Here is an 18,800-nt window from a genome sequence, read left to right on the forward strand (position 1 = left end):
CACCCCGAATCACTGGATTGACTGGAGCCTGACGATGAACAAGCCTGCCCGCTTCCCGCAACGCCTTGCCATGCGCGCCGCCGTGCTGGCGCTGGCCGCCCTGGCCCCGCTGGCCGCCCACGCCCACCGCCAGTGGCTGCTGCCGTCGGCCACCGTGCTGTCCGGCAACGACGCCTGGGTGACTGTGGACGCCGCCGTCTCCAACGACCTGTTCTACTTCGAACACGTGCCGATGCGGCTCGATAACCTCGTCGTCACCGGCCCGGATGGCGCCGCCGTGAAGGCCGAGAACGCCTCCACCGGCAAGTACCGCAGCACCTTCGACCTGCACCTGACGCAGCCGGGCACCTACCGCGTGGCCGTGATCAACCAGGGTGTGTTCGCCTCGTGGAAGGAAGGCGGCCAGACCAAGCGCTGGCGCGGCACCGCCGAGGCGCTGGCCAGCAACGTGCCGGCCAACGCGCAGGACCTGCAGGTGACCGAGAACGCCGGCCGCGTGGAAGCCTTCGTGACCGCCGGCAAGCCGTCCAAGCAGGCGCTGTCGACCACGGGCCGCGGCCTGGAGCTGGCCCCGATCACCCACCCGAACGACCTCGTGGCGGGCGATACGGCCAGCTTCCGCCTGCTGCTGGACGGCAAGCCCGCCAGCAACCTGAAGGTGGAGATCGTGCCGGGCGGCATCCGCTATCGCGACAAGCTCAACGACCTGAGCGTGACCACCGACGCGGACGGCAAGTTCAGCATCAAGTGGCCGGCCCCGGGCATGTACTGGATGGAAGCCGATGTCCGCGACGACAAGACCTCGGTCAAGCAGGCCAAGGCCCGCCGCGCGGCCTACGCGGTGACCGTGGAAGTGCTGCCCCAGTAAGACCGATCGATGCCGCGCGTGCTGATTCCCACCTCGCTCTCCGCGCCGCCGCCCACCCCGGCGGCGGGCGGGCGCGTGCGGCAGTGGGCCGGCCAGACCATGGGTACCACGTGGTCGGTGTCGGCGGTGCTGGCGGGCGGGGAGGATGCAAGCATCGGGGATGGCATCGAGGCGGCGATCGAGGCGGTCCTGGCCAACGTCATCGCCCAGATGAGCAACTGGTCCGAGACCTCGGACCTGAGCCGCTTCAACCGCGCTGCCGCCGATGCCTGGGTCACGCTGCCCGAGGATTGCTTCGCGGTGCTCCAGGCCGCGCTGCAGGTGGCGCGCGACAGCGGCGGCGCCTACGATCCGAGCGCCGGTCCGCTGGTGGACCTGTGGGGCTTCGGCCCCGCAGGTCTGGCGCATGCGCGCCAGACCGCGCCCACACCGGACGACGTGGCGCGCGTGCGCCAGCCCTGCGGCTGGCAGCGCATCGAGGTTGATGTGCCGAACCGCCGGGCGCGCCAGCCGGGCGGGCTCGCGCTGGACTTCTGCGCCATCGCCAAGGGGTTTGCTGTCGATGCAGTCTCCCGCCATCTGGACGCCCGCGGCGTCACCCATCATCTGGTCGAGATCGGCGGCGAACTGCGCGGTCAGGGCCTCAAGCCCGACGGCATGCCGTGGTGGGTGGAACTGGAATCGCCCGAGGCGAACGCCCCCGGTGCCGCCCGCACGCTGGTGGCGCTGCTCGGGCTGTCCATCGCCACGTCCGGCGACTATCGCCGCTACTTCGAGCAGGACGGCCGACGCTTTGCCCACACCATCGACCCGCGCACCGGCTACCCGGCGGCGCACGCGCTGGCTTCGGTGACGGTGATCCACCGGGACTGCATGCTGGCCGATGCCTTGTCCACGGCGCTGACCGTGCTTGGGCCCCAGGCGGGCATGGACTTCGCGCAGCGCCATGCGCTGGCGGCGCGCTTCCTCGTTCGCACGCCGCGCGGCTTCGATGAACTCACTTCGCCGGCATTCGCCGCCATGCTGTCATGACCGTCGCTCGCCTGTGGCCCTGGGTTGTTTGCCTCGCCGGCGTTGCGCTGGCCGCGCTGTCTCCCAGCCGGATGACGATGGCGGCCGGCGTGGTGGCGGCCTATGCGGGCTTCTGCGCCGCCATCCTCGCCCAGCATCGCCGCCGCCGCGCCGCGCGGGCAGCGCTTGTGCCGGATGACAACGGCGCCGGGCGCCCCACGCTGATCGCCTACGCCAGCCAGACCGGCTTCGCCGAGCAACTGGCGACGCAGACCGCCCGCGCGCTGCGAGGCGCCGGCGTGCCGGTGCAACTGCTGTCCTTCGCCGAACTGGACGGTGCGCGGCTGGCCGCGTGCGGGCAGGCGCTGTTCCTGGTCAGCACCACGGGCGAGGGCGATGCGCCCGATACCGCCTCCGGCTTCACGCGCAAGCTGGTGTCCGGCGCCGCGCCGGAGTCGCTGCGGCAGCTCCGCTTCGGCATTCTCGCGCTGGGCGATAGCAGCTACGCGCGCTTCTGCGCCTTCGGGCACACGCTGTCCGGCTGGTTGCAGCGCCATCACGCCCAGCCGCTATTCGACATGGTCGAGGTCGACAACGGCGACCCCGGCGCGCTGCGCCACTGGCAGAACCATCTGTCGGCGCTCGGCGGCGGCGCGGAGATTGCCGACTGGGAGCGCCCGCGCTATGGCCGCTGGCAACTGGTGGAGCGCCGCCTGCTCAACCCCGGCAGTCACGGTGCGCCGGCCTGGCACCTCGCGCTGGTGCCCGAAGATCCGAGCGACCTGGCGTGGACGGCCGGCGATATCGCCGAAGTCGGCCCCTGCCAGCCACCGGACGTCGTGGCGAAGCTGCTGGTCCGTCTCTCCCTCGATGGCGCCACCCCGGTGCGCTGCGACAGCCGCCCGATGACGCTGACCGAGGCGCTGGCCACGCGCCTGCCGCTGCCCGATGCCCATCTCGACACCATGGCCGGCCTGGCCCCGCAGGCGCTGATCGACGCCCTGCCGGCCCTGCCGCACCGCGAATACTCGATTGCCTCGCTGCCCGCCGATGGCCGGCTCGAACTGCTCGTACGCGAGACCCGTCATGACGATGGCCGGTTGGGGCTGGCGTCCGGCTGGCTGACCGTCCATGCCCCCGAGGGCGCGCATATCGCGCTGCGCGTGCGCGCCAATCGCGCGTTTTATCCGCCTGCCGATGACCGCCCGCTGATCCTGATCGGCAACGGCACGGGCCTCGCCGGCCTGCGCGCGCTGCTGAAGGCCCGCGCGGCGGCCGGGCATCGGCGCAACTGGCTGCTGTTTGGCGAGCGCTCCGCCGCCCATGACGACTTCCACGGGGCAGAATTGCGCGCGTGGCTGGAACAAGGTGTGTTGCAGCGCATCGACCGCGCGTGGTCGCGCGATGGCGGCGTGCCGCACTACGTGCAGGACGCCGTGACGGCGCAGGCCGACGCCCTCCGCGCGTGGCTGGCCGAGGGCGCGGTGATCTATGTCTGCGGCAGCCTGCAGGGCATGGCGGGTGGCGTGCACGCGGCGCTCGTCGAGATCGTCGGCGAAGACGCGCTGCAGGCGATGACCGAGGACGGGCGCTACCGTCGGGACGTTTACTGAACCTGAAACGCCTGTATTGCGGCAGCGCACGATCGCCGTATCGGCCACATCGGCGCCACATTCGTCTATCCTCATGGGTCCTGATTTAACAGGCCCCGAAGAGGAGACACAATGCTTCACCATTCCCGTCCGCTGCGGCGCGCTGCCGTCGCGCTCGCTTGTCTTGCCACGCTCTCCACGACCACCGCCGCCCTCGCCGCCGGCCCCGACCGTTTCGCGGTGCCGGGGCTGGAGAAGCCGGCCAGCATCCTGATCGATAAATGGGGCGTGCCCCACATCTACGCCGGCACGCTCTACGACGCCTTCTACGCGCAGGGCTTCATGGCCGCGCGCGACCGCCTCTGGCAGATCGACCTCTGGCGCAAGCGCGGGCTGGGCGAGATGGCCAAGGACTTCGGGCCGGCCTATGTCGAAGGCGACCGCATGGCGCGCGCGGTGCTGTTCCGGGGGGATATGTACCGGGAGTGGCTCGCCTACGGCTCCGACGCCAAGCGCGTGGCCGAGGCCTTCGTGGCCGGCGTGAACGCCTACGTGGCGCAGACGGAAGCCAACGCGGCGCTGCTGCCGCCCGAGTTCCGCGTGCTGAACTACAAGCCGGCGCTGTGGCGTGCCGAAGACATCGTGCGGATTCGCCACCACGGCCTGACGCTCAATTTCACGGGCGAGATCGACCGCGCAGCGGTGTTCTGCGAGGGCAAGGCCAACGGGGTGCGCGCCGACTGGGTGCGCCGCGAACTCGACCCGCCGGTCGAGCCGAAGCTGCCCGAGGGGCTGGACCCCTGCGCGCTGCCCGTGGCCGAGCTGAAGCAGGCCTACGCGCTGGCCACGGCCGCGCCGCGCTTTCCGAAGGAGTGGTGGACACCGGGCGCCAGCAAGGCTGCGGCCGCGGGGGCCGGGAACGTGCCGGTCGACCAGCTCTATGCGATGGTCGATGCGTCGAGTGACACCGGGCGCAGCCTGGGCTCGAACAACTGGGTGATCGCCGGCAGCCGCACCACCACGGGCCGGCCGATCCTCGCCAATGACCCGCACCGCGCGCACGGCGCCCCGAGCCTGCGCTACATCAGCCACCTGAACGCGCCGGGCCTGTCCGTGATCGGCGCCGGCGAGCCGTTCCTGCCGGGCATCTCGATCGGCCATAACGGCACCATCGCCTTCGGCCTGACCCGGTTCTACATGGACCAGGAAGACCTCTACGTCTACGAGACCAACCCGGGCCAGGCGCGCGAGTATCGCTACAAGGGCCGCTGGGAGCCGATGGAAACCGTCACCGAGCAGATCGCGGTGCGCGGGGAGGCCACGCCGCGCACGGTGACCATCGACTACACGCGCCACGGCCCGGTGCTCTACGCCGACGCCAAGACCCAGCGCGCCTGGGTGCTGCGCGCCGCGTGGCTGGACTACGGCATGGCGCCGTATTTCGGGTCGATGGACTACATGCGCGCGCGCAACTGGGACCAGTTCCGTGCGGCGATGAACCGCTGGGGTGCGCCGGGCGAGAATCAGGTCTACGCGGACACCTCGGGCAATATCGGCTGGATTCCGGGCGGGTTGACCGTGAACCGGCCGAACTGGGACGGCCTGACGCCGGTGCCCGGCGATGGCCGCTACGAGTGGGCCGGCTATCGCAACATGGACGAACTGCCGTGGGCGTATAACCCGACGCCGGGCTACGTGGTCACCGCCAACGAGAACAACATCCCGGCCAACCATCCGGCCGCGAAGATCGGCGTGGGCTATGAGTGGAGCGACAGTTCGCGCGCCCAGCGGCTCAAGGCGGTGGTGGGGGCCAAGTCGCGCAGTTCGGTGGCGGACTCGATGGCGTGGCAGAACGACACGGTGTCCCTGCCGGCCCAGCGCGTGGTGGCGCTGCTCAAGCCGCTCAACAGCCCGGACGCGCAGGTCCAGCGCGGGCTGGACCTGCTGCGCAACTGGGACGGCAACGAGCGCGCCAACAGCGCGGCGGCGGCGCTGTTCGAGGTCTGGTTCAGCAAGCACCTGCGCACGGCCATCGTGCGCGGGGCGCTGTCGCCGGAAGCGGCCAAGCTGGTGGGCGCGGGCGATGCCACCCGGGTGATCGCGGTGATGGAGCAGCCCGACACCTGGATGACCGTCGAGCGCCGCAACGAAATCATGCTCACCTCGCTGAAGTCGGCCATGGCCGAGGTGGAGAAGGCGCTCGGGCCGGACCCGGCGGCGTGGCAGTGGGGCAAGCTGCACACCGCCGTGTTCAACCATCCGCTCAACGCCATTCTCGACCCCGCCCAGCGCCAGCAGTACGACGTGAACGCGGGGCCGATCGGTGGATCGTCGTTCACGCCGATGAACACCAGCTATCGCAACAATGACTTCCAGCTGACCGCCGGGGCCTCGTTCCGGATGGTGCTGGACGTGGGCAACTGGGACGCCTCGCGCGCGGTGAACACGCCGGGGCAGTCGGGCAATCCGGCCAGCCCCCACTACCGCGATCTGGCGCCGCTGTGGGCCAAGGGGGAATACTTCCCGCTGGTCTACACGCGCAAGGCGGTGGAAAAGGCGACCACCGAGCGCGTGGAACTGGTGCCGCGCTGAGCGGCGGGCGGCCCGAGGGGCAACCTCGGGCCAACCTGACGACAACCTCAGGCCGGCGGCCGTTCCTGGCTGAATGCCGCCAGCTCGCGCGCCAGGCTCTGCGCTGCGAGTTCGACCAGCGCGCGGCCCCGTTCGCGCGTGGCCAGCCCCGGGTTGGAGCCCAGCCGGCCGTCAGGAAAGCGGGCGCGGAAGTCCAGCGCATCGCGGATCGGGCCGGACGGGGCGATGGGCGGCGCGTAGTCCGCCGTCTTCACCGACTCCGGGAAGGCCCATTGCGTGATGGCGATCTCGGAGGGCGTGGCGTGCGCGCCGTGCCCGGTCGGGAACTGGTCGCGCGCCAGTTCGCCCACGCCTTCCAGATCCCACCAGTTGGCGAGTTTCAGCGCGAAGCCGGCCGGGCGCCGCGCGAAGCTGGCTTCCGCGTACAGCTCCGAGAACGCCGCCTCGATCGAGGCCACATTCCCGCCGTGCCCGTTCAGGAACAGGATCTTCTCGAAACCGTGCAGGGCGAGGGAGCGTACCCAGTCGCCAATCGCGGCGATGAACGTCGACGGGCGCAGCGAGATCGTGCCCGCAAAGGCCAGGTGATGCTGGGCCATGCCGATATTGAAGGTCGGGGCGATCAGGATGTCGGCCGATTTCTCCGCCTCCCGCGCGATGATCTCGGGACACAGCCAGTCGGTGCCCAGCAGGCCGGTCGGGCCGTGCTGCTCGTTGGAGCCGATCGGCACGACGATGGTGCGGCTGCGCTGGAGGAACGATTCGATTTCCGCCCAGGTGGACATGTGCAGTTGCATGGGAATCCTCTTATGGGTGGCTACCGGTGGGCCGGCAGCTTGTTGGTGATGACGATCAGGGCGGCAAGGACAGGCAGCGAAGCCATGACCAGCACGCCGAGGTGCAGGTTGCCGGTGGCGGTCTTGGCCCAGCCGATGATGGCCGGGCCCCAGAAGCCGCCGGACAGCCCGATGGTGTTGATCAGCGCGATGCCGCCCGCGGCCGCCGGCCCCTTGAGATAGGCGGGCGGAATCGCCCAGAAGACCGTGTAGGTCATCCACAGCGCCGTGGTGCCCAGCGTCAGCAGCGCCAGCGTCAGGAACAGGTGGCCGTCCGCCAGCGTCGAGGCGGCCAGCAGCACGCCGCCGGCCAGCGCGGGCACCGCGCAGTGGAAGCGCCGCTCGTTCTTGCGGTCCGAGCGCCGGCCCATGTAATACATCCCGAAGGCCGCGCCGATATAGGGCACCGCCGCGTACCAGCCGAGCTGCACGGTATCCGTCACGCCCTGCGCCTTGATCAGGGTGGGCAGCCAGAAGCTGATGGCGTAGATCGCCGCGATGATGCAGAAGTAGGCGAAGGCCAGCACGTAGATGCGCTTGTCGCGCGCCACGGCCCGGAACGAGTGGCTGTGGGCGGCGCCGCCGCCGTGGCCGAGGTCGGCCTCCAGCATGCGCCGCTCCTGGTCGGTCAGCCAGGTGGCCTCGGACGGCTTGTTCGGCACCAGCTTCAGCGCCAGCAGGCCCAGCAGCACGCAGGGCAGGCCCTCCACCAGGAACATCCACTGCCAGCCGGCGAGGTTGCCGGCGCCGGCAAGCGAGGTCATCAGCCACGCCGAGGCCGGCGCGCCGAGAATGCCGCCGATCGGCCCGGCCAGGAAGACGATGGCGATGGCCCGCGCCATGCGCTGCGGCCCGTACCAGCACGACAGGTAATAGATCATCCCCGGCGCGAAGCCCGCCTCGAAGATGCCGAGCAGGAAGCGCATGGCGTAGAACATCGGCACATCGCGCACGAACAGCATGCAGGCCGAGGTAATGCCCCACAGCACCAGGATGCGGCTGAAGGTCTTGCGCGCGCCGATGCGCGGCAGCATCAGGTTGCTCGGGATCTCGAACAGCACGTAGCCGATGAAGAAGATGCCGGCGCCCACGCCGTAGGCCGCGTCCGAGAAGCCGAGGTCGCTCTGCATCTGGAGCTTGGCGAAGCCGATATTGACGCGGTCCAGGTAGGCGAACAGGTAGCAGATCAGCAGAAAGGGCAGCAATCGCCAGTTGATCTTGCTGTACAGCGCGGACGTGTCGTCGACTGCACTTTCTTGGGGGATGGCTAGCATTGCTTGTCTCCAGTCTGTCTCTGTTCTCTCTGCGGGGTGCCCTGCGTGGGGTCTCTCGATAGTGGCAGCGCCGCACCMACCTACCAACAGCAACAAAGTTCACGTATCGTTGCCCCTCAGGCAACGCAAGGGATACGGCGAGATGCGCGAGATCAATCAGCAGCGGTTGCGGTACTTCCGGGAGGTGATGGCGCACGGGACGATCCGGGGTGCGGCGGAGCACCTCAACACGTCACCGTCGGTTATCACCCGGCAGATCCGGCTGCTGGAGGACGAACTGGGATCCACGCTGTTCGAGCGCCAGCCGCGCGGGCTGCGGCCCACGGAGGCGGCGGCGCATCTGCTCGAGTTCTGGCGCGGCTATCGCTCGCACCAGGAGAAGCTGGAGGATCAGCTCCACGCCTTGCAGGGGCTCCAGCAGGGCGAGGTGCGGCTGGTCATCAGCGAGGGGTTTGCCGATGCGCTGGTCAACGAGGTGCTGGCGCCGTTCTGCGCGCGCTATCCGAAGCTCGAGATCCACATGGTCAGCCTGCCCGTGGACGACGTGCTGAACGAGGTGGCCGAGAGCCGCGCCCATATCGGCCTGGCCTACAACCCGCCGCCGCACCCGCGCGTGGAATACCGCGCCAGCGTGGCCCAGCCGGTGGTGCTGCTGGTGCGGCGCGATCACCCGCTGGCGCTGCGTGGCGGCCCGGCGAGCATCGCCGACATGCAGGCCTACCCGCTGGCGCTGATGCCGCCGTCGTTCGGCATCGGCCATGCGGCCAAGATGCTGGAGTTCGCCGAGAACATCTCGATCCACGCCACGCTGACCACCAACTCGCTGCCGGCGCTCAAGCAGATCGTGGCGTACGAGAACTTCATGACGCTGATCGGCGAGTTCGCGGCCTACCGGGAGATCGCGGCCGGGCAACTGGCCGTGGTGCCCATCGACCATCCGCTGTTCCGGGGCACGCAGGCCCGGGTGCTGGTCAAGGCCGGCAGGCCGCTGCCGGGCGCGGCGCTGGCGCTACTGGCGCAGATCACGGATGGGATGTCGATGTTCCGGGGACATGCGTCGCATGACGCATAAGCCACACGGGATCTCAAAAACGTTCAGATCGGATCCGGCGGACGGCGGCATATAGTGGTGAGGCCACTCCCGGCATGACCGGACAAGGAGTCTCGCATGGCCAAATTTTCCGTCCCCGCTACGCTGCGCCGCGCCGCGTGGCTGACCCTTCCCGCGTGCTGCGTCGTGCTCTCCGCCCTCTCGGGCGTGGCCCACGCGCAGCTCGGCGACATGATGAAGTCGGCCCCCACCGGGGCGATCGGCGACATCAGCGGGATGTCGATGTCATCGCTCACCGCCGGCAGCGCCGGCAACGCCGCCGGGGTGATCGAATATTGCATGAAGAACAACTACCTCAACGCCGACTCGGCGACCTCGGCGGTAAAGGACAAGCTGCTGGGCTCCGTGCCGGGCGGCACCAAGGACGCCGGCTACAGCGACGGCTCGCGCGGCGTGCTTTCCACCAGCAACGGCCGGCAACTCGACCTCAGCAACACGGCCGCCATGAAGGCCGAGGTCAAGAAGCAGGTCTGCGACAAGATCCTCGCGCAGGGCAAGTCGATGCTGTGAGGCGGAGCGGGCCCGCCCGGTCTTACTTCAGCTGCTGGATGCGGATCATGTTGCCGGCCGGGTCGCGCACGCCCAGGTCGCGCACGCCGTAGGGCTGGTCGGTCGGTTCCTGGACGATCTCGGCGTCCCAGTCCTGCAGGCGCTGGAAGGCGGCGTCGAGGTCCGTCGCGCCAAGCAGCAGCATGGCGTAGGTGCCCTTGGCCATCATCTCGGCGATGGTGCGCTTTTCGTCGCCGGTGACGCCCGGCGTGGCGTTGGGCGGAAACAGGACGATGGAGGTCTCGGGTTTGCCCCGCGGGCCGACCGTGATCCAGCGGTTGCCGCCGAAGGCGACGTCCTTGCGGATTTCGAAGTCGAGCGCGTCCCGGTAGAAGGCCAGCGAGGTTTCCGGGTCGGTGTGGGGCAGGAAGGCCGAGTGAATGCTGAGGTCCATGAGGGGTTTCCGTTTCCGTGTTGGGGTCCAGGCAGTCTAGGCCGGCTGCTTTTTCGGCGCTTCTCGATTCCTGATCGGTCGCGTGACCTGCCGGGCGACGCAGGGCGGCATGCCCTCGGCCTCGCCGGCGGCCTCGCGCCGGTAGCGGCTCGGCGAGACCCCGACAAGTTCGGTGAACCGGGTGCTGAAGGTGCCCAGCGATGAACATCCCACCTCGAAGCAGACCTCGGTGACGCTGAGGTCGCCCCGGCGCAGCAGCGCCATCGCGCGTTCGATGCGCCGCGTCATCAGGTAGGCATAGACGGATTCGCCATAGGCCAGCCGGAACTGGCGGCTGAGGTGGCCCGCCGACATGTGGACACCCTGCGCGAGCGCCTCGACGTCCAGCGGCTGGGCATACTCGCGGTCGATGCGGTCGCGTACGCGGCGCAGGCGGGCGAGGTCCCGGAGAGTGGTATCGGAGGGAATATTGGCGGCGGCGGGCATCGGGCCATGCTGCCATGCCCGCCGGGGGGATTCAACCCGGCATCACTTGCCGTCCCCGCGGATGGCCGCCTCGATCTTGGCGATGTCGATCTTCTTCATCGTCATCATCGCGTTAAACGCCCGTTTGGCCAGCGCCTTGTCCGGGCTGGTGACGGCCTCGACCAGCACGCGCGGCGAGATCTGCCACGAGAGGCCCCATTTGTCCTTGCACCAGCCACAGGCGCTCTCCTGCCCGCCATTGCCGACGATGGCGTTCCACAGGCGGTCGGTTTCGGCCTGGTCGTCCGTGGCGATCTGGAAGGAGAAGGACTCGTTGTGCTGGAAGTGCGGGCCGCCGTTCAGGCCGACGCAGGGAATGCCGGCGACGGTGAACTCGACGGTGAGGACATCGCCCTCCTTGCCGTCCGGATAGTCGCCCGGCGAGCGGTGGACGGCGCCCACCGCGCTGTCGGGGAAGGTCTTGGCATAGAAATTGGCGGCATCGAGCGCGTCGCGGTTGTACCACAGGCAAATGGTGTTCTTGCTGCTCATGCGGGTCTCCTTTGGGGTTCGACCAACACCTCGGTGCGCGCCGCAGCACGGGCGCCGTTGGCCTCGCTCCATTGTATGACCGCATCCCCCTCAGGCAAAAACCTCCGCCTCCCGCAGCGCCTTGCCGCCCGCGTCCTTCGCCGCGAGCAGTGGCTCGCCCTGGAGCGGCCAGTCGATGTGGAGCGTGCTGTCGCGCCAGAGCAGGGAGCGCTCGTGCTCGGGGTACCAGGTGTCCGTGGTCTTGTAGAGGAACTCGGCATAGTCCGAGGTGACCACGAAGCCGTGCGCGAAGCCTTCGGGCACCCAGAGCTGGCGCTTGTTGGTGGCCGAGAGCGTCACGCCCACCCACTTGCCGAAGGTGGGCGAGCTGCGGCGCAGGTCCACCGCCACATCGAATACCTCCCCCATCACCACGCGTACCAGCTTGCCCTGCGGATGGCGCACCTGGTAGTGCAGCCCCCGCAGGACGTTGCGTGCCGAGCGCGAATGGTTGTCCTGGACGAAGTTGGTCTTCACCCCGGTCAGGGCCTCGAACTCGGGGCCGTTGAAGCTCTCGTAGAAGAAACCGCGATCGTCGCCGAACACTTTTGGTTCGATGACCAGCACGTCGGGAATATCGGTTCGGGTCACGTTCATGGTCATGGGGGGCTCCAGGCTGACAGGCGGAAAGGCTCACAGGCGGAAAGGCTTACGGGCGCAGTTGGTCCAGCAGCAGGTGCAGCCCCTCCTGCCAGTCCGGCAGGTGGATGCCGAACGTGCGGCGCAGCTTGCTGGTATCGAGGCGCGAATTTGCCGGGCGCGGCGCCGGCAGCGGATAGTCGGTGGCGGGAATGGGGGCGATGCGTGCCGGGTCCGCCTTCAGCGGGAAGCCATGCGCGGCGGCGTAGCGGATCACTTCCGTGGCGTAGCCGTGCCAGCTGGTTTCCCCGGCGGCGGCCAGATGGTAGATGCCGGCCGGGAACGCCGCACGGTTGCCGGCCAGCCAGTGGCGGGCCACGACCTGCGCGGTGACATCGGCGACGAGCGCGGCGGTGGTCGGGGCGCCGAACTGGTCCGCCACCACGCGCAGGCTGTCGCGCTCGGCGCCGAGCCGCAGCATGGTGCGGGCGAAATTGGCGCCATGCGCACCGGCCACCCAGCAGGTCCGCAGGATCAGCGCCGGCGCGTCCACGGCAGCGATGGCCTGCTCCCCGGCGAGCTTGCTCCGGCCGTAGACCGACAGCGGGCCGGTCGGGTCGCTCTCTATATAGTAAGCATCGGCTTTTGCCCCATCGAACACATAGTCGGTCGAGTAGTGCACCAGCAGGCTGCCGTGCGCGCGGGCCGCTTCCGCCAGCACGCCGACGGCCTTGCCGTTGATCAGGAAGGCGGTGTCGCGCTCGGTCTCCGCCTCCGCCCGGTCCACGGCGGTGTAGGCGGCGGCGTTGACGATCACGTCGGGGCGGACTTCGCGCACCACGCGCCGGAGTTGGTCGAGGTCCGACAGGTCGCAGCCGGCGCGGTCCAGCGCCACCACGCGGCCCAGCGGCGCCAGGCTGCGGCGCAGCTCGAAGCCGACCTGGCCGTTGCTGCCGGTGACCAGCAGGGTGGGGATCTCCCGATCATTGGGGGCGTCAGGCGGCATATTGCCTCGCCACCCAGTTGCGGTACTCGCCAGAGGTCACGTCCTTGACCCAGCCGGGGTTGTCCAGATACCACTGCACGGTCTTGCGCAGGCCGGTCTCGAAGGTCTCGGCGGGCCGCCAGCCCAGTTCGCGCTCCAGCTTGCGGGCGTCGATGGCGTAGCGGCGGTCGTGGCCGGGGCGGTCGCCGATGAAGGTGATCTGCTGGCGGTAGGAGCCGCTCGCCTTCGGGCCCAGCGCGTCGAGCAGGTCGCAGAGCGTGTGCACCACGTCCAGATTGGTCTTCTCGTTCCAGCCGCCGATGTTGTAGGTCTCGCCGACCTTGCCGCGGGCCAGTACCGTGCGGATGGCGGTGCAGTGGTCACCCACGTAGAGCCAGTCGCGCACGTTGAGGCCGTCGCCGTAGACCGGCAGGGCACGGCCGGACAGCGCGTTGGTGATCATCAGCGGGATCAGCTTCTCGGGGAAGTGGTAGGGGCCGTAGTTGTTCGAGCAGTTCGTGGTCAGCACCGGCAGCCCGTAGGTGTGGTGGTAGGACCGGACGAGGTGGTCCGACGCCGCCTTGGAGGCCGAGTAGGGGCTATTGGGCTGGTAGGCCGTGGTCTCCGAGAACGGCGGGTCGTCGGCGCCGAGCGAGCCGAACACCTCGTCGGTGGAGACGTGCAGGAAGCGGAAGTGGTCGGCATCGGCCGCATTCAGGCGCCCCCAATAGGCCCGGGCGGCTTCCAGCAGCGTGAAGGTGCCGACCACATTGGTCTGGATGAAGGCGCCCGGGTCGGCGATGGAGCGGTCCACGTGGCTCTCCGCCGCGAAGTGCACCACGGCCTGGGGCCGGTGGGTGGCCAGCAGCGCGTCCAGCGCGGCCCGGTCGCAGATATCGGTCTGGGAGAAGACGTGGCGGGACTGGCCCCCCTCGACGTCAACGGCGGCCAGGCTGCGCCGGTTGCCCGCGTACGTCAGCTTGTCGACGTTGACGATGCGGTCGGCGCCATGCCGGCGCAGCCAGTCGAGCACGAAGTTGCTGCCGATGAAGCCGGCGCCGCCGGTAACGAGGAGGGTTGCCATCGTAGTTCGCCTGTCTGCTATCGCCCGACGATCCGCTTGGCCAGCGCCTTGGCGTACGGGGGCGTCATGCCATGCAGGATGTCTCGCGCGGTGATGGTGAAGCGCTCGCCCGGCCGGGCGTGGAAGCGCGTGGTGTGTTCCTCGGAGGCCTGGTCCGGGCGGCCGTTGGTGTAGTAATAGAGCGCGATCGAGCGCCGCGTGACCCCGGGCGGGCAGGCTAGCGGCACCGGGTGGCCGTGCCACGAGCACTCGTTGGTGCTGAAGACCACCAGCCGGTTGCCGATGGGCGAGATGTTCTGCACGCAGTGCTGGACTTCCTCGTCCCATAGCTGGAGATGGCCGGCCCAGTTGTCGTCCCACTCGTCATTCAGGTACAGCAGCACGTTGAGGCGCCGGTCCAGCTTCCATTCGAGGTGGTAGTTGTAGTCGATATGGAGCCCGAGGCGGCCGCCCGGCAGCGTCTGGTGCAGCCCGCCGCCGTGCAGGTGGGGGTCCGGCACCAGCCCCTGGATGCCCGAAAGCTGCTCCAGGAAGCGGATGAAGCCGGGACTGTTGAACTCGACGATCAGGGACCGCAGCGCGGGCGGAATCGCGTAGAAGTCCTGGATCTGGAGCTTCAGGTTCTCGGCGGCGGAGCGGAAGGTGAACCACACCTTCTCGTCGGCGCTGGGGAAGGCGGCGCTGGCCTCGCGGTAGATGCCGTCGTCCAGGAAGTTATCGATGCAGACATGCGGAAACGGCGCGGCGGCACTGTACGACTCAGAAAGCTCGCGCGAGATCCAGTCCAGCTTTGCAACATCCAGCAGATCTTGGTGCATGACTCTTGCCTCCTCCTGTGGCTAGGCTGCGTCTGGCAGCGCGGTCTTGTCGAGATTGCGGTACGCGGTGGGGGACAGCTCGAAGCGTTTTCGGAAGATCTTGGCCAGGCGGTCGCCGTTGCCCATGCCGCAGCGGCGGGCAATCTTGTCCACCGGCAGGTCGGTTTCCTTGAGGAGCCGGCAGATCATCTCCAGCCGGGCGCGGATCAGGTATTCGGAGGGGGTCATGCCCAGCGCGCACTTGAAGCGGCGCAGGTAGTTGCGCTCGCTCATGGCGGCGATGCGGGCGGCGTCGGCCACGGAGATCTCTTCCGCGTAGTGCGCGGTGATCCAGCGGGCCGAGGCGCGCACTTTCTCCAGCGCTTCGGAGGAGGCGGCGATGTCGGGGACGTCGTCGGGTTCGGGGGTTTCCTGGCGGGCCATGGAGGTGTCGCGCTGCGGGGCCAGGCGGCGGGCCACTTCGGTCGCCATCACGAAACCGAGGTCGAACTCGATCTGTGCCAGCGCCATGTCGGCCGCGGAGGGCATCACGTCCGGCGCGGAGACGGCGCCATCGCGGCACCAGAACACGGACGAGGTGACGTGGCTGATCCCGGCTACCTCGTCCACTTCGACAATCTTCTGGGGAATGGCGCGCGATACGCGGGGCTGGGCGGGCTGGGTGCGCTGGCCGCTCCGGGGGCTGCGCTCCAGTACCGAGGCGCTCACCTCGATCATGGCGTTCATCAGGCGGGCATCGCGCTCGCCGGACGGCTCGCGCTCGCTGCAGCCGATGAAGATGGCGTTGAAGCCACGCTGGCCCAGCACGTCCAGCCCCTGCGTCCAGACCCGTACCGAGGAGGAGCAGGCGACGATGCCGCCCCGGTGGGACAGCAGGGACAACTGGTAGGCGGGTCGGCCGGTGCGCTGCAGGGCGATTTCGTTCGCCATGCGGAACGCCTCGGCAATGATGCCGGCGGTCAGCAGGGAGCAGCCATCGAACAGCATCAGGCCGATGCGCAGGATCTCGCGCTGGCCGGTCATCGGGATCGGGCCGAGGGTGCGCATCGGCGTTGGCGACTCGACAAGGTATTCCATAGCCACTTGCTCCCCTGATGTCGAATAAGAAAACCGCATCTGCTGCGTTGCATCATAACGAATATAACCTGGCGGGAAAATCCGGCTGGCCGATAACTGCGCGATGTTGGCGGAACATGACGTGTACGCCGTCGCATAAAGGAGAATAAGCGGCGCCGCCGCCATCCGCTGTTTCCAAGGTGAATCACTATTTTCATTTGAATGCGCGGAAACGCACGAAGCGCTGTCGCCGAATAGCCGCAATCCCTTGTGTGCACGGGCTTAGGGCATTGCAATGAACTAAATACATGCATCGCCGCATATTGGTGCGGGATATTGTAAATATGCCGTGCCGATTCATCATTTTGATATTCGGCCAGTGTTTTGTCTGATCAAAGTGGAGGCTTAATTACTTTCAAAAGTGTTACGCCTTCATTATTCGGACAAAGATTCTGCATTTTCCGCCGCGCGGTCAGATCTGCTTTTTCGGGCATCTATGCTTCGCTGCAACAAACGGCCTTTCGCCAGTTGCAGCCCCCCGGACAGGAGCAGACATGCGTACTACGGACACCACGATCGAATCCACGGATCTCATCACGGACACCGCGGATATCGCGATAGCGGCGCCCGCCGTACGCACGCGGCTCGCCGCAGTGGTGCTCGCCGGCGGCTCGGGCACCCGGCTCTGGCCCCTCTCGCGCAAGCACTTTCCCAAGCAACTGATCGACGTCCTTGGCGGTGACACGCTGCTCCAGACCACTGCGCGCCGGCTGGCCGGGCTGGTGGAGGGGGGCGGTGCGATGGGTGAGATGGCGCCGATCATCGTCTGTGGCGAAGCGCACCGCTTCATGACCGCCCAGCAGCTGACCGAAGCCGGCGTGGTGGCGCGCATCGTGGTGGAGCCGACCGGGCGCAACACCGCTCCGGCCCTGACCCTGGCCGCGCTGCTTGCCTGCGCGGAGGGCGACGACTGCATTCTCGTGGCCATGCCGGCCGACCATGTGATCGCGGACAACGCCGCCTTCCAGCAGGCCGTGCTGCGCGCAGCGGGGTTTGCCGAGCAGGGCGCGATGGTCACGCTCGGCGTGCCGCCGACGCGCGCCGATACCGGGTTTGGCTACATCCGACTGGGCGCGTCGCTCGACGATGCCGCGCGCCGGATCGACGCCTTCGTGGAAAAGCCTGCCGCCGAACTGGCGGCGCAGTACGTGGCCTCGGGCGAGTATTGGTGGAACAGCGGCATCTTCGTGGTGCGCGCCAGCACCTGGCTGCGCACGCTGCAACAGCTCCAGCCGGCCATGCACGCGGCCTGCGCGGATGCCTTCGCCACCGGCCGCAGCGACGGCGCGGTGTTCCATCCCCATGCAGCGGCGTTCGCGGCGGTGCCGTCGGACTCCATCGACTACGCGGTGATGGAGCAACTCGCGCGCGCCGATGGCGTGCCGGGCGTGGTCGTGCCGCTGGACGCCGGCTGGTCCGACCTCGGCTCCTGGGATGCCGTGTGGGACGCCATCGACAAGGATGGCGAAGGCAATGCCGCCCGGGGCCGCGTGCTGTTCGAGGGCGCCACCTCCTGCTACGCCCATTCCGAGGGCCGCTTGGTCGCGTGCGTGGGCACCACCAACGTGATCGTGGTGGAGACCGCCGACGCCGTGCTCGTGGTGGACCGCTCCCATGTGCAGGGCGTGAAGGGGCTGGTCGAGCGGATCGCGCGCCAGCGGGGCACCGAGGCGGACTCCCACCGCAAGGTGCAGCGGCCCTGGGGTTGCTACGACTCGCTCGACACCGGCGAGCGCTTCCAGGTCAAGCACATCGTCGTGCGCCCGGGCGCCAAGCTCTCGCTGCAACTGCACCACCATCGCGCCGAACACTGGACCGTGGTGCGCGGCACCGCGCTCGTCACCCGTGGCGAAGAGCAGTTCCTGCTCAGCGAAAACGAATCCACCTACATCCCGATCGGCACCACGCATCGGCTCGAGAACCCCGGAAAGCTGCCGCTCGAGATCATCGAAGTGCAGTCCGGCGCCTATCTCGGCGAAGACGACATCGTGCGCATCGAGGACACCTACGGGCGCTGCGCCTAGACCCCCTGACCACCTGAAAACAGTCGCCGCGCGGCCGCCCAGCCGGCCGACGCGCGCCTCCTGGAGACATCGATCGCAAGTTAACCCTGGCCACGGGAGAGTCGCCATGTTCCAAGCTTTCAAATCGCTGTTCACCGAGTCCGGCGTCGCCACCCGCCGCCTGACGCCCCCCGTGCCCGGCGGCGCGGGCAGTGCCGGGAGGACGGGCGAGTTGCCCGGCGCCATGGCGACCTTTGTGCCGCCCGCGCTCGATGGCCCGGCGGACATGTCGATGCGGCTGCCGCCCGCGCTGGGGCTGGGCGTCAAGCGCGCCTTCGACGCGGCGGCCGCGCTCACCCTGTTGCTGCTGCTCTCGCCGCTGATGCTGACGGTGGCGCTGATCGTGATGAAGGATGGCGGCCCGTGCCTGTTCGGCCATACGCGCATCGGCGCCAACGGTCGCAAGTTCAAGTGCCTGAAGTTCCGTTCGATGGTGATGAACGCCGACGTGGTGCTGAAGGAGCTGCTGGCCTCGGACCCCGTGGCGCGTGCCGAGTGGGAGCGCGATTTCAAGCTGCGAGACGACGTGCGCATTACCCGGCTGGGCCGCTTTATCCGCCGCACCAGCATCGACGAACTGCCGCAGCTATGGAACGTGGTGCGCGGGGACATGAGCCTGGTCGGCCCGCGCCCCGTGGTGGAGAAGGAGCTGGAGCGCTACGGCGACGCAGCGGCCTACTACCTGCGCGTGCTGCCCGGCATCACCGGCCCGTGGCAGGTCAGCGGTCGCAATGAAACCGACTACGGCACGCGCATCTCGCTCGACGTGGCCTACGTGCGCAACTGGTCGTTCGTGGGGGACATCGTGATCCTGTTCAAGACCGTCGGAGTCGTCCTGCATGGCCGTGGCGCGTACTGACATACACAAAAAC

17 protein-coding genes and 1 pseudogene are annotated in these 18,800 nt (G+C 68.5%); 8 read left to right on the forward strand and 10 right to left on the reverse strand.

Annotated elements, in window-relative coordinates:
- Nucleotides 1-34: 34 nt before the first annotated feature.
- From AC1DP9_RS11740 to AC1DP9_RS11755, 4 genes are all read left to right on the forward strand, one after another.
- Nucleotides 35-868: a DUF4198 domain-containing protein gene (locus AC1DP9_RS11740; protein ID WP_092293905.1), complete on the forward strand. Its 834-nt coding sequence runs from the start codon at nucleotides 35-37 to the stop codon at nucleotides 866-868.
- Nucleotides 869-877: 9 nt separating this feature from the next.
- Nucleotides 878-1,900 (forward strand): FAD:protein FMN transferase, encoded by a 1,023-nt coding sequence (locus AC1DP9_RS11745; protein ID WP_477107423.1) that lies wholly within the window; start codon nucleotides 878-880, stop codon nucleotides 1,898-1,900.
- Nucleotides 1,897-3,492 (forward strand): sulfite reductase subunit alpha, encoded by a 1,596-nt coding sequence (locus AC1DP9_RS11750; RefSeq protein WP_477107424.1) that lies wholly within the window; start codon nucleotides 1,897-1,899, stop codon nucleotides 3,490-3,492. The genes AC1DP9_RS11745 and AC1DP9_RS11750 overlap by 4 nt, the downstream gene beginning before the upstream one ends.
- A 111-nt stretch (nucleotides 3,493-3,603) precedes the next feature.
- Nucleotides 3,604-6,063, forward strand: coding sequence for a penicillin acylase family protein (locus tag AC1DP9_RS11755; RefSeq protein WP_477107425.1), 2,460 nt, complete (start codon nucleotides 3,604-3,606; stop codon nucleotides 6,061-6,063).
- A gap of 47 nt (nucleotides 6,064-6,110) precedes the next feature.
- Here AC1DP9_RS11755 and AC1DP9_RS11760 read toward each other — a convergent pair whose 3' ends face one another.
- Both AC1DP9_RS11760 and AC1DP9_RS11765 read right to left on the reverse strand, forming a co-directional pair.
- Nucleotides 6,111-6,860 (reverse strand): creatininase family protein, encoded by a 750-nt coding sequence (locus tag AC1DP9_RS11760; RefSeq protein ID WP_092293895.1) that lies wholly within the window; start codon nucleotides 6,858-6,860, stop codon nucleotides 6,111-6,113.
- Between the two features lie 20 nt (nucleotides 6,861-6,880).
- Nucleotides 6,881-8,173 (reverse strand): MFS transporter, encoded by a 1,293-nt coding sequence (locus tag AC1DP9_RS11765; RefSeq protein ID WP_477107426.1) that lies wholly within the window; start codon nucleotides 8,171-8,173, stop codon nucleotides 6,881-6,883.
- A gap of 142 nt (nucleotides 8,174-8,315) precedes the next feature.
- Here AC1DP9_RS11765 and AC1DP9_RS11770 point away from each other — a divergent pair, with 142 nt between their 5' ends.
- Together AC1DP9_RS11770 and AC1DP9_RS11775 are read left to right on the forward strand one after the other, a co-directional pair.
- Nucleotides 8,316-9,245 carry a LysR family transcriptional regulator gene (locus tag AC1DP9_RS11770; protein ID WP_092293890.1) on the forward strand — a complete coding sequence of 310 codons (930 nt, stop codon included), beginning with the start codon at nucleotides 8,316-8,318 and terminating at the stop codon, nucleotides 9,243-9,245.
- 96 nt (nucleotides 9,246-9,341) lie between these two features.
- On the forward strand, nucleotides 9,342-9,794 hold the full coding sequence (locus AC1DP9_RS11775; RefSeq protein ID WP_477107427.1) for a DUF2501 domain-containing protein: 453 nt from the start codon (nucleotides 9,342-9,344) through the stop codon (nucleotides 9,792-9,794).
- Between the two features lie 22 nt (nucleotides 9,795-9,816).
- Here AC1DP9_RS11775 and AC1DP9_RS11780 read toward each other — a convergent pair whose 3' ends face one another.
- From AC1DP9_RS11780 to AC1DP9_RS11815, 8 genes are all read right to left on the reverse strand, one after another.
- The gene (locus tag AC1DP9_RS11780; RefSeq protein ID WP_477107428.1) at nucleotides 9,817-10,227 is read right to left on the reverse strand and encodes a VOC family protein; all 411 of its coding nucleotides are present in this window, start codon (nucleotides 10,225-10,227) and stop codon (nucleotides 9,817-9,819) included.
- A 36-nt stretch (nucleotides 10,228-10,263) separates the two neighbouring features.
- The gene (locus tag AC1DP9_RS11785; RefSeq protein ID WP_477107429.1) at nucleotides 10,264-10,713 is read right to left on the reverse strand and encodes a helix-turn-helix transcriptional regulator; all 450 of its coding nucleotides are present in this window, start codon (nucleotides 10,711-10,713) and stop codon (nucleotides 10,264-10,266) included.
- 42 nt (nucleotides 10,714-10,755) lie between these two features.
- Nucleotides 10,756-11,244 (reverse strand): VOC family protein, encoded by a 489-nt coding sequence (locus AC1DP9_RS11790; protein WP_092293882.1) that lies wholly within the window; start codon nucleotides 11,242-11,244, stop codon nucleotides 10,756-10,758.
- Nucleotides 11,245-11,334: 90 nt separating this feature from the next.
- Nucleotides 11,335-11,886, reverse strand: coding sequence for a dTDP-4-dehydrorhamnose 3,5-epimerase (gene rfbC / locus AC1DP9_RS11795; protein WP_092293868.1), 552 nt, complete (start codon nucleotides 11,884-11,886; stop codon nucleotides 11,335-11,337).
- Between the two features lie 46 nt (nucleotides 11,887-11,932).
- Nucleotides 11,933-12,868, reverse strand: a complete 936-nt coding sequence (gene rfbD, locus AC1DP9_RS11800; RefSeq protein WP_477107430.1) for a dTDP-4-dehydrorhamnose reductase — start codon at nucleotides 12,866-12,868, stop codon at nucleotides 11,933-11,935.
- A complete protein-coding gene (gene rfbB, locus AC1DP9_RS11805; RefSeq protein WP_477107431.1) occupies nucleotides 12,858-13,931 on the reverse strand; it encodes a dTDP-glucose 4,6-dehydratase in 1,074 nt (357 codons plus the stop codon). The genes rfbD and rfbB overlap by 11 nt, the downstream gene beginning before the upstream one ends.
- A 17-nt stretch (nucleotides 13,932-13,948) precedes the next feature.
- The gene (locus tag AC1DP9_RS11810; protein WP_092293862.1) at nucleotides 13,949-14,749 is read right to left on the reverse strand and encodes a 2OG-Fe(II) oxygenase; all 801 of its coding nucleotides are present in this window, start codon (nucleotides 14,747-14,749) and stop codon (nucleotides 13,949-13,951) included.
- A 21-nt stretch (nucleotides 14,750-14,770) separates the two neighbouring features.
- Entirely contained in the window at nucleotides 14,771-15,826 is a 1,056-nt protein-coding gene (locus AC1DP9_RS11815) for a GlxA family transcriptional regulator (RefSeq protein ID WP_477107432.1), read from the reverse strand.
- A 533-nt stretch (nucleotides 15,827-16,359) separates the two neighbouring features.
- Between AC1DP9_RS11815 and AC1DP9_RS11820 the strand changes: the two genes are divergently transcribed.
- Both AC1DP9_RS11820 and AC1DP9_RS11825 read left to right on the forward strand, forming a co-directional pair.
- Nucleotides 16,360-17,889, forward strand: coding sequence for a mannose-1-phosphate guanylyltransferase/mannose-6-phosphate isomerase (locus AC1DP9_RS11820; RefSeq protein ID WP_477105166.1), 1,530 nt, complete (start codon nucleotides 16,360-16,362; stop codon nucleotides 17,887-17,889).
- Between the two features lie 301 nt (nucleotides 17,890-18,190).
- Nucleotides 18,191-18,787, forward strand: a pseudogene (locus AC1DP9_RS11825) (sugar transferase); the annotation flags it as partial.
- Nucleotides 18,788-18,800 lie beyond the last annotated feature (13 nt).

It is taken from the genome of Cupriavidus sp. 01L43 (assembly GCF_056399925.1).